This window comes from Nocardiopsis sp. SBT366, assembly GCF_001083815.1.
Classification (GTDB): Bacteria; Actinomycetota; Actinomycetes; order Streptosporangiales; family Streptosporangiaceae; genus Nocardiopsis; species Nocardiopsis prasina.
Map to the genome: position 1 here is coordinate 1 of NZ_LAVM01000130.1, position 9,909 is coordinate 9,909.

A 9,909-nucleotide genomic window follows, 5' to 3' on the forward strand; every position below is an offset into this window, starting at 1 on the left:
GTGGGGCTCTCGGAGTTCGTCGGGGACGGTGTCGGCGACGGACTCGGAGTCCTGGTGGGCTGCTCGGTCGGCTCCTCCGTGGGGGTCTCCGAAGGCGACTCCGTGGGAGTGGGCGAGGGCTCGGGGTCGGTGACCGTCACCGTCCACGGGTTCGACGCGACCTCCTTCACCTGGCTCTCGTCGACTCCCTGGCAGCCCTCACCGGTGGCGGCCGCGTAGCGCAGGGTCGCCGTCACGGTGGTGTCCTGCAGGGGCGCGCCGGTGACCGTGCTCTGGGTCGTGATCTCGGGTGCGATCACGGAGGCGGTGGGGGCGCCCGCCGGGAGCTCGTCGGAGTCGGTTCGCAGTTCGAGCAGGCAGATCGGGATGTCCCCGGTGTTGGTCACCGAGAGCGTGTTGGGCGGGGCCGCCTCCCCGAGTTCGACGGAGTCGGCCTCACTGGAGAAGGTGATGACGGCGGAGGCAACGGGGTCGGCGGGGTCGGCGTGGGCCGGCGACATCACGGCGATCAGTGTGGAACCGACGAAGGCCGCGCCGATGACGCTGCTCAGGCGGGGTCTGTGGGGGGCGTGGGTAGCGGGGGTCGGCATCGGTGCGATCTCACTCCTCCGGGGGCGCGCCTTCAGCGGCTCGGGCCGCACCCGGCGACGCGACTCCGCCACGCCTGCCAAGCCCCGTCCGTCGGGTGCCCCACCGATCTTAGGGCGTGGGGGCGCCGAGCACGAGGGCGCGCGCCGTCCAATTGGTCGGATGGGGGGACGGGCTCCGAGTCGGGCCGCGGTCCCGGACACGACTCCGGGGCGCCCATGGCCATGGGCGCCCCGGAGAGCGGTCGGAGCCGGGTGGGGCCGTCGTCAGGAGGCCCCGGCGGAACGGGTGGCGGGCACGGCCTCCGCCGTCTCCGTGGCCTCTGTCGTCTCGGCCGCCTCGCCGGACGGCTTCTGGGCCGACCCGGACTTCGAGACGGGGTCCGGTACGAAGCGGTAGCCCACGTTGCGGACCGTGCCGATCAGGGACTCGTTCTCCGAGCCCAGCTTGGCGCGCAGGCGACGCACGTGCACGTCGATCGTCCTGGTGCCGCCGTAGTAGTCGTAGCCCCAGACCTCCTGGAGCAGTTGGGCCCGGGTGAACACGCGCCCGGGGTGCTGCGCCAGGAACTTGAGCAGCTCGAACTCCTTGAAGGTGAGGTCGAGGATGCGGCCGCGCAGACGCGCGATGTAGGTGGCCTCGTCGATCACCAGGTCGCCCCGGCGGATCTCGTCCGGGTCGTCGGACCCGGCCTCGGCAGCCCCGACCGCCAGGCGCAGACGGGCCTCGACCTCGGCCGGACCCGCGGTGACCAGGATGAAGTCGTCGGCCTGCCAGTCCGGGGTCAGCGCCGCGACGCCGCCCTCGGTGAGGACGACCAGCAGCGGGCAGTCCAGTCCGGTGGTGTCCAGAAGCCGGCAGAAGTTACGGGCAGCCGCCAGGTCCGTTCGCGCATCGACCAGAATGGCGTCAACCGGGGCGCTCGGGTTCCCGCTGACTCCGGAGGCCAGCAGGGCCCCGGCCTCAGCGGGAGCCACCCGCACGGAGTGCAGGAGGAGTCCGAGGGCGGGAAGAACGTGGTCGGACGGTTCGTTCGAGTTCGTGAGTAACAGCAGATGGCTCATGCGTCTCTTCTCGTCGGCCCGCTTGTGTCGGGCGATCGAAGGCGCCATTGCCCCCGGTGAAGATTTGTCGAATACGTCGCCTCCGAGCAACACCAAGGATAATCAACTCATGGCGAAGTGCACTATCCGGTACTGGGCTTCCGCGAAGGAAGCCGCCGGAACGGCTGAGGAGACAGTCGAAGCCGACACCCTCGCGGCAGCCCTCGAAGCGGCGTGTCTCCTGCACGCTGACGACCGTTTCCAGCGCGTGCTGGGGGCTTCGTCGCTTCTGGTGGACGAACGGCCCGTGGGTCGGCGGGCACACAGTGAGGTGCCGGTCACGGACGGGACTGTGATCGAGGTCCTACCGCCCTTCGCGGGCGGGTGAGGTGTCCGACGGCGTGGCGGAATCGGAGCGAAACATGACGGAAACCCAACAGTGGACGCGGAAGGCGCGCGTGGTCATGCTCGGCAAGGCCGGGTGCCACCTCTGCGAGGAGGCGTGGTCGGTCATCGAGGGCGTGACTGACGACCTCGGCGTGGACCGGGCCGGGCACGACCTGGCGGAGGTCTCGGAGGTCGACCGCGAGGAGTACTGGGACAAGGTCCCGGTGACCTTCGTCGACGGACGGAGGCACGATTTCTGGCGGGTGTCCGAGGGGCGTCTGCGCTCCGCGCTCTCCTCCTGAGGGGAACTTTCGCGGAGTCACTTCCGAGAACGGGCAGGTGTGGGAATGGGCGCCGTCGAGCGCGTGGCGGTGCCACCGCTATTGCCGACGGTGCCTTTTCCGCATCGCTCACGCGTCGCTTCCCGGTTGCGGGTCGGAGGCCTCCGCGACTTACTCACCGGTTCCGCGCTGGCGGTGTCCTCCGTCCGGAATGCGTGCGATGTGATCTCCTGTTCCGCAGCGGGCTCACGGGGGTGCATTTGTGGGAACTCGCCCGCGGGGCGTCACATCGGACCCCACTTTGTGCGTGCTTTCACAAGCACGTAATCTGGGGGTCCCACGACCCGTAGGGCGGGGGAGGCGCGTGTCCGGGGCCGTCGGTGCCGGAGCCGCGAGCTCCGTACCCCGCACCCGCCCGAACCGACCTCTCCCCAGGAGCGCCACCCTGTGACAACTCGTCCGCCTCGGCCCCGGGAGAGGGGAATACCGGAGGCCACCGTCGCCCGGCTTCCGGTCTACCTGCGCGCCCTCCAGTCACTCCAGGACCGTGGCACCGCCACCGTCTCCTCCGAGGGGCTCGCCGGCGCCGCGGGAGTCAACTCGGCGAAGCTCCGCAAGGACCTCTCCCATCTGGGCTCCTACGGGACGAGAGGCGTGGGCTACGAGGTCGAGTACCTCATCTACCAGATCTCGCGTGAGCTTGGTCTCACCCAGGACTGGTCAGTGGCCATCGTCGGCATCGGCAACCTGGGGCGCGCACTGGCCAACTACGGGGGCTTCGGCACCCGTGGCTTCCGGATAGCGGCCCTGCTCGACGCCGACCCGGACGTGGTCGGACGGTCCGTGGCGTCGCTGGACGTGAGGCATATTGACAGCCTGGAGGAGGTTGTGCGTTCCAGGGGTGTGTCGATCGGGGTGATCGCCACACCGGCCGGTTCCGCGCAGGGTGTCGCCAGCCGCTTCGTGGAAGCGGGAGTGACCAGCATCCTCAACTTCGCCCCCGTCGTGCTGAATGTGCCGGACGGGGTCGATGTGCGTAAGGTCGACTTGTCCATCGAACTCCAGATCCTCGCCTTCCACGCGCAGCGCAGGGCCGACGGCGACGGTCAGACGCACAGGTCGGGGCTGGAAGTGACATGAGACGGACCGGGTCCTGGGGCAGGGTCCCCAAGGCTCGAGCGGCGGCGATGAGCGAGCGTTCGCCGCGTTTCGGGGGGTAGACGGCGGTGGTCCCCGTCCGTACCCGAACATGGAGAGACATAGTGCCTGCATAGGAGTGCGGATGAGTGTCCTGGCCGTGGGGTTGAGTCATCGGAGTTCGCCGGTGGCGCTGCTCGAACGTGTCGCGTTGAACGGCGAGACGCGTACCAGGGCGGTCGGTGAGATGGTCGGCTCCGACGCGGTCAACGAGGTCATGGTGGTCTCCACCTGCAACCGCACCGAGGTCTACGCCGACGTCGAGAACCCGCACGGCGGGGTCGCGGCGATCACCGAACTCCTCTCCTGGCACACCGGTGTGACCCTCGGCGAGCTCAACGAGCACCTCTACGCGCACTTCGAGGACCACGCCGTCCAGCACCTGTTCTCCGTCACCTGCGGCCTCGACTCCATGGTCGTCGGCGAGGGCCAGATCCTCGGCCAGGTCCGCGACGCCCTCAAGGAGGGCCAGGAGACCGGCTCCGTCGGCCGGGTCCTCAACGACCTCGGACAGCGGGCCCTGCGCGTGGGCAAGCGCGCCCACACCGAGACCCACCTGGACCACGCCGGGGCCGACATGGTCAGCTTCGGCCTCACCATCGCCACCCGGGAACTCGCGGTCACCCCGGACCCGTCGCTGCCCGCCGCCGAGGTCACCCCGCCCGCCGGCTGCCCCATGTCCGGCAGGGGCGCCCTCTCCGACCCCGCCGAACCCCGCAGCCTCGGCGCCGCCCTCCCCTCCGGTCCGCTCACCGGCTCCCGCGTGCTGGTCCTCGGCGCGGGTTCCATGAGCGCACTGTCCGCCAACACCGTGGCCCGCCAGGGCGCAGGGACGGTCATCGTCGCCAACCGCACGCCCGAGCGCGCCGCGCGTCTGGCCGAGTGCCTCAACGAGGCCTACGACACCGTGCGAGCCGGCTCCGTGCCCTTCGCCGAAGCCGCCGCCACCCTCGCCGACGTCGACCTCGTCATCTCCTGCACCGGCGCCCAGGGCCTCGTGCTCACCGCCGAGGCCGTGGCCGCCGCCACCCGGGGCCGCACCCGCCCCCTGGTCTTCCTGGACCTGGCCCTGCCCCGCGACATCGACCCCGGCGTGCGCGAGCTGCACGGTGTCCACCTCGTGGACATCGAGGACCTGCGCCAGGCCGTCGCCTCCGGAACGGGCCACGACCCCGGCCGCTCCAACGCGCTCCCGCTCGTGCGCGGGATCGTCGACGAGGAGGTCAACGAGTTCCGCGCGATCCGCCGCGCCAACGAGGTCGCGCCCACCGTCGTCGCCCTGCGCGCCCAGGCCCGTGACGTGGTGGACTCCGAGCTCTCCCGTCTCCACGGACGCCTCCCCGACGACCTCGACGACCGCACCCGCGAGGAGATCGGCCGCGCCATGCGCCGTGTCGCCGACAAACTGCTGCACAGACCGACCGTGCGCGTGAAGGAACTGGCCGCGGCCCCGGACGGCGAGTCCTACGAGGCCGCCCTGCGCCAGCTGTTCGACCTCGACCTCCAGATCCCGAAGGACCCGGACGGGGAGACCTGTCCCGGTCGCCGCAGCCCCGCCGCGCGGCCCGCACAGGAGAAGGCATGACCGCAGAAGGCACCACCGCCGTACCCGCCAAGCTCGGCACCCGCCGCAGCACCATGGCCACCACCCAGTCCCAGGGGGTCGCCGACACGATCACCGAGCGGACCGGCCAGGCGATCGAGCTGGAGCTCATCACGAGCTTCGGCGACGTCACCAAGGCCCACCTGACCCAGCTCGGCGGCACCGGCGTGTTCGTCAACGCCCTGCGCGACGAGCTGGTCGCCGGAACCATCGACTTCGCGGTGCACTCCCTCAAGGACCTGCCCACGGCCCCCTCCGAGGGGCTGGTCCTGGCGGCCATCCCCGAGCGGGACGACCCCAGGGACGCCCTCTGCGCCCGCGACGGCCTCAAGTTCGCGGACCTGCCCGCCGGGGCGAAGGTCGGCACGGGCTCTCCCCGCCGCGTCGCCCAGCTGTCCGCGCTCCGCCCCGACCTGGTCTACCTCCCCATCCGGGGCAACGCCGAGACCCGCCTGGGCAAGGTCTCCTCCGGCGAACTCGACGCCGTGGTCCTGGCCTACGCCGGGCTGGGCCGCGTGGGCCGCCGCGACGACGTCACCGACGTCTTCGAGCCCGAGCAGATGCTGCCCGCCCCCGGTCAGGGCGCCCTCGCCGTGGAGTGCCGCACCGAGCGCGCCGGGACCGACCTCGCCTACCTGGGTTCCGTCGACCACCCGGTCACCCGCGCCGAGGTCGTCGCCGAGCGCACCGTGCTGTCCGAGCTGGAGGCCGGGTGCGCTGCCCCGGTCGGCGCCTTCGCCGAGTACGCGGAGGGCCGCCTGCGCCTGCGCGCAGCCGTGGTCGCCACCAACGGCGCCACCGCCGTGCGGCGCGAGCGCACCATCGACCTGGACTCGCCGGAGGACCTCGACGCCGCCGTCGGGCTCGGCCGGGAGCTCGCCCGCCAGATGATCGCCGAGGGCGCCGACCGCATCGTCGCCGAGGCCTTCGCCGAGCGGGACACCCCCTAGGCCGTGCGACCCGGTCCACTGCCGTCCCGCACGCCGCCGAACGCGCCGGGCGGGCGGCCGAACCCGGGTGGGCCCCCGCCGTGCGACACGGCGGGGCCCGCGGAGCAAGGCACAGCAGGGGCAACTTCACCCGCGCCCCGCGAGAAAGGGTCCGGACGCCACCGCACCACCACCTCCCCGTCACCGCCCCGGACTCCGCACCCCGGGGCGCGGGCGACCCACAAACGAGGAGCCAGTACGTGAACGCCAACGCCAGCCCCCAGCCGGAGGAACCGCGTCGCCGCGAGCGCGGGGCCGGTCACGTCGCCCTTGTCGGTGCCGGTCCGGGAGGCGCCGACCTCCTGACCCTGCGCGGCGCCGAGCTGCTGCGCCGGGCCGACGTGGTCATCACCCTCAGGGAGCCCGCGGCCGAGGAGCTCGCCGGTTTCCGCGAGGAGCTGCTCGCGCACTGCTCCGAGGACGTCACGGTGGTGGAGGCCGCCCAGTGCGGCGGCGACGTCAACTCGCTCGCCGTCACCCATGCCCGCGAGGGCCAGCGGGTGGTGCGCCTGTACTCGGGTGACCCGTTCTTCGGCTGCCGGGGCGCCGCCCTGGTCGCCGCCTGCCGGGAGGCCGGGATCGAGGCTGAGGTCGCCCCCGGGGTCTCCTCGATCACCTCCGTCCCGACCTTCGGTGGCATCTCCCTGCTCGGCGACGACGAGGCCGAGCTGCGTGTGTTGCACGCCCGACCGCACGGCGACAAGGAGGTCGACTGGCAGGAGGCCGCCGCCAGCGACGCTCCCCTGGTCATCCTGGGCGCCGACGCCCCGCCGGAGGAGGCGCCCGAGCACCGGGGACCCGGCTTCGACGTCGTGTGCAAGGCCCTCATCGCCGGTGGCCGTCCCGCCACCACCCCCGTGGCGGTCGTGCGCGCGGGCGGCACCACCCGGCAGACCACCGTCACCTCGACGCTGGCCCGCCTGGTTGCCGAACTCAAGTCCACCGACGCCAAGAACCACCACGTCACGGCGCCCGCGCTGATGATCGTCGGCTCCCCGGTGGCCCGCCAGGCCGAGCAGTCCTGGTACGAGACCCGCCCGCTGTTCGGATGGCGGGTCCTGGTGCCCCGCACCAAGGAGCAGGCCGTGGCCCTCTCCGACCAGCTGCGCGGCTACGGAGCAGTGCCCGAGGAGGTGCCCACCATCTCGGTGGAGCCGCCGCGCACCCCGCAGCAGATGGAACGCGCCGTGCGGGGCCTGGTGACCGGCCGCTACCAGTGGGTGGCCTTCACCTCCGTCAACGCCGTCCGGGCCATCCGCGAGCGCCTGGAGTCGTACGGCCTGGACGCCCGCGCGTTCGCGGGGGTCAAGGTCGCCGTGGTCGGCGAGGCCACCGCGCAGGCCGTCCGCGACTTCGGTATCCAGCCCGACCTGGAGCCCGCCGAGGACGCCCAGTCCAGCAAGGGCCTGGTTGAGGTCTGGCCGCCCTACGACGCCGAGATCGACCCCATCGAGAGGGTCCTGCTGCCGCGCGCGGACATCGCCACCGAGACCCTCGCCGCCGGGCTCACCGACCTCGGCTGGGAGATCGACGACGTCACCGCCTACCGCACCGTGCGGGCGGCGCCCCCGCCCCAGCCGGTCCGCGAGGCGATCAAGGGCGGCGGCTTCGACGCGGTGCTCTTCACGTCCTCGTCCACGGTGCGCAACCTCGTGGGGATCGCGGGCAAGCCGCACAACACCACCGCGATCGCCGTGATCGGCCCGGAGACTGAGAAGACCGCCATCGAGTTCGGTCTGCGCGTGGACGTGGTCGCGCCGAAAGCCTCGGTTTCCGCCCTCGCGGAGGCGCTTTCGGAGTACGGTGCGGCCAGGCGCCAGGAAGCGATCAACGCGGGCAAGCCGGTCCTCAAGCCCAGCCAGAAGCGCCGCGGTCGCCGCCGCAAGCTCTGAACAGCGAACCCCGAGCCGTGCCCTCGGCTCCCGACCACCACCAGCCCATCCGGGAGTACCCATGACCGCCAGCCATGACGCGGAGTTCCCCGTCGCCCGGCCGCGCCGACTGCGCCGAGGACCGGCGCTGCGCCGCCTGGTCGCGCAGACCCGGGTTCTCCCGGAGAACCTGATCCTGCCCATGTTCGTCAAGGAGGGGCTCACCGATCCGGTGGCGATCTCCTCGATGCCCGGTCAGGTGCAGCACACACGGGACAGCCTGCGCAAGGCCGCCCGTGAGGCGGTGGAGGCCGGGGTCGGCGGGCTCATGCTGTTCGGCATCCCCGAGCACAAGGACTCGGTGGGCTCGCAGGCCGACGACCCCGACGGGGTGGTTCAGGTGGCGCTGCGCGACCTCGCGGCCGAGGTCGGCGACGACATCGTGGTGATGGCCGACCTCTGCCTGTGCGAGTACACCGACCACGGCCACTGCGGTCCGCTCGAGGAGGACGGGCACGTCAACAACGACCTCACCCTGGAGCGGTACGCGTCCATCGCCGTCGCCCAGGCCGAGGCCGGGGCCGCAGTGGTGGCACCCAGCGGCATGATGGACGGCCAGGTCGGGGCGATCCGCGACGGGCTCGACCGGGCGGGCTTCCCGCACGTGCCGATCCTGGCCTACGCGGCCAAGTACGCCTCGGTGTTCTACGGTCCCTTCCGTGAGGCCGCCGAGGGCGCCCCCCAGTCCGGGGACCGCTCCGGATACCAGCAGGACCCGGCCAACGTCCGCGAGTCCCTGCGCGAGGTGGCCCTGGACGTCGCCGAGGGCGCCGACATGGTCATGGTGAAGCCGGGCCTGGCCTACCTCGACGTGGTCGCCAAGGTCGCCGAGTCCTCTCCGGTACCCGTGTCGGCCTATCAGGTCAGTGGCGAGTACGCGATGATCGAGGCGGCGGCCGAGAGGGGCTGGCTCGACCGTGAGCGGGCCATCCTGGAGACCCTGACCTCCTACCGGCGCGCGGGGGCCGAACAGATCCTGACGTACTGGGCCACCGAGGCGGCCCGCCTGCTGCGTTGACGCGGCGAGGCCCACGCCCCGGTCGCGGCCGCCGGGCGCCCGGCCCTTCCACCCGGCCGCGCCCGCACCGATCACGACCGGGGAGTTCCAGATGGCCGACGTGTTGTACCGACGGAAACGACGCCACGCTACGGACAGCATGATGGAGTCGGCCCTGCGCTTCGCCGAACTGGGCTGGCCGGTGGTGCGGGGCACGGCCCCGGGTGAGGACCGGGCGTGTACGTGCGACCGGATGGGCTGTCCGGACCCGGCTGCGCACCCGGTGACCGCGGCCTGGGGTGTGGAGGCCAGCACCGACGCGGAGACGATCCGCCGGTGGTGGACGGCCAGCCCCCAGGCGAACATCGTGCTCCCGACCGGCCGGGTCTTCGACGTCCTGGACGTTCCCCGTGAGGCCGGTGTGATGGCTCTGGCGCGCATGGGCCGCGCGGGCGTACCGGCGGGCCCGGTCGCGGCCCTGGACTCGCGTTACATGTTCTTCGTCGCCACCCGCTCCCCGATGGACGAGGACGAGTGGTGGTCGTGTCATCTGGACTGCGTCCCGGAGGCCGTGGAGGCGATGCCGGGTCTGCGCTGGCACTGCCGGGACAGCTTCGTCCTGGGCGCTCCCTCCGTGCTGGCCTCCGGGGGACGCGTCACCTGGATCCGCAACCCCCGCGACGTGGAGGGCGCGGTGGTCCTGCCGGACCCGATCGCCGTCCTGGACATCCTCAACGACGCCAGCGAGGAGTTCGCGCTCCCCGGTGCCTGAGGGCCGCGCGGCCGGGTGCCGTGACCACGCGCCCGGATCGCCGCGATGCCGTAACTTCTCCCCTGTGAGCGAACCCATCCACACACTTCCCCCACCCCGGTCCCCATCCCCGCGCCGGTCC

General features: G+C 72.2%; 9 protein-coding genes and 1 pseudogene. 8 read left to right on the plus strand and 2 right to left on the minus strand.

Translation table 11 applies throughout. The features are described 5' to 3' along the window. Together ADX84_RS24260 and ADX84_RS24265 are read right to left on the minus strand one after the other, a co-directional pair. A pseudogene (locus ADX84_RS24260) lies at nt 1-590 on the minus strand (hypothetical protein); the annotation flags it as partial. A 264-nt stretch (nt 591-854) separates the two neighbouring features. Continuing rightward, the gene (locus ADX84_RS24265) at nt 855-1,652 is read right to left on the minus strand and encodes a response regulator transcription factor (protein ID WP_049579610.1); all 798 of its coding nucleotides are present in this window, start codon (nt 1,650-1,652) and stop codon (nt 855-857) included. Nucleotides 1,653-1,761: 109 nt separating this feature from the next. On the opposite strand from ADX84_RS24265, the gene ADX84_RS24270 reads away from it, so the two are divergent. From ADX84_RS24270 to ADX84_RS24305, 8 genes are all read left to right on the plus strand, one after another. Then, on the plus strand, nt 1,762-2,019 hold the full coding sequence (locus ADX84_RS24270; protein ID WP_049579613.1) for a MoaD/ThiS family protein: 258 nt from the start codon (nt 1,762-1,764) through the stop codon (nt 2,017-2,019). A gap of 34 nt (nt 2,020-2,053) precedes the next feature. After that, complete coding sequence (locus tag ADX84_RS24275) at nt 2,054-2,320, plus strand: glutaredoxin family protein (protein WP_049579633.1); 267 nt, start codon at nt 2,054-2,056, stop codon at nt 2,318-2,320. Between the two features lie 426 nt (nt 2,321-2,746). Then, complete coding sequence (locus ADX84_RS24280) at nt 2,747-3,439, plus strand: redox-sensing transcriptional repressor Rex (RefSeq protein WP_049579615.1); 693 nt, start codon at nt 2,747-2,749, stop codon at nt 3,437-3,439. Nucleotides 3,440-3,581: 142 nt separating this feature from the next. Continuing rightward, complete coding sequence (locus ADX84_RS24285) at nt 3,582-5,081, plus strand: glutamyl-tRNA reductase (protein WP_049579618.1); 1,500 nt, start codon at nt 3,582-3,584, stop codon at nt 5,079-5,081. Then, nucleotides 5,078-6,049, plus strand: coding sequence for a hydroxymethylbilane synthase (gene hemC, locus ADX84_RS24290; RefSeq protein ID WP_049579621.1), 972 nt, complete (start codon nt 5,078-5,080; stop codon nt 6,047-6,049). The genes ADX84_RS24285 and hemC overlap by 4 nt, the downstream gene beginning before the upstream one ends. Nucleotides 6,050-6,288: 239 nt before the next feature. Then, on the plus strand, nt 6,289-7,980 hold the full coding sequence (locus tag ADX84_RS24295; RefSeq protein ID WP_049579624.1) for a uroporphyrinogen-III synthase: 1,692 nt from the start codon (nt 6,289-6,291) through the stop codon (nt 7,978-7,980). Nucleotides 7,981-8,041: 61 nt separating this feature from the next. Continuing rightward, the gene (hemB, locus tag ADX84_RS24300; RefSeq protein ID WP_049579627.1) at nt 8,042-9,037 is read left to right on the plus strand and encodes a porphobilinogen synthase; all 996 of its coding nucleotides are present in this window, start codon (nt 8,042-8,044) and stop codon (nt 9,035-9,037) included. Between the two features lie 91 nt (nt 9,038-9,128). Next, a complete protein-coding gene (locus ADX84_RS24305; protein ID WP_369801140.1) occupies nt 9,129-9,788 on the plus strand; it encodes a bifunctional DNA primase/polymerase in 660 nt (219 codons plus the stop codon). Nucleotides 9,789-9,909: the final 121 nt, after the last annotated feature.

What these genes read in the sequence shown, in the direction of transcription:
- ADX84_RS24275 (WP_049579633.1), top strand. Translation starts at nt 2,054, where the DNA reads ATGACGGAAACCCAACAGTGGACGCGGAAGGCGCGCGTGGTCATGCTC.
- ADX84_RS24285 (WP_049579618.1), top strand. Translation starts at nt 3,582, where the DNA reads ATGAGTGTCCTGGCCGTGGGGTTGAGTCATCGGAGTTCGCCGGTGGCG.
- hemC (WP_049579621.1), top strand. Translation starts at nt 5,078, where the DNA reads ATGACCGCAGAAGGCACCACCGCCGTACCCGCCAAGCTCGGCACCCGC.
- hemB (WP_049579627.1), top strand. Translation starts at nt 8,042, where the DNA reads ATGACCGCCAGCCATGACGCGGAGTTCCCCGTCGCCCGGCCGCGCCGA.
- ADX84_RS24305 (WP_369801140.1), top strand. Translation starts at nt 9,129, where the DNA reads ATGGCCGACGTGTTGTACCGACGGAAACGACGCCACGCTACGGACAGC.
- ADX84_RS24265 (WP_049579610.1), bottom strand. Translation starts at nt 1,652, where the DNA reads ATGAGCCATCTGCTGTTACTCACGAACTCGAACGAACCGTCCGACCAC.
- ADX84_RS24270 (WP_049579613.1), top strand. Translation starts at nt 1,762, where the DNA reads ATGGCGAAGTGCACTATCCGGTACTGGGCTTCCGCGAAGGAAGCCGCC.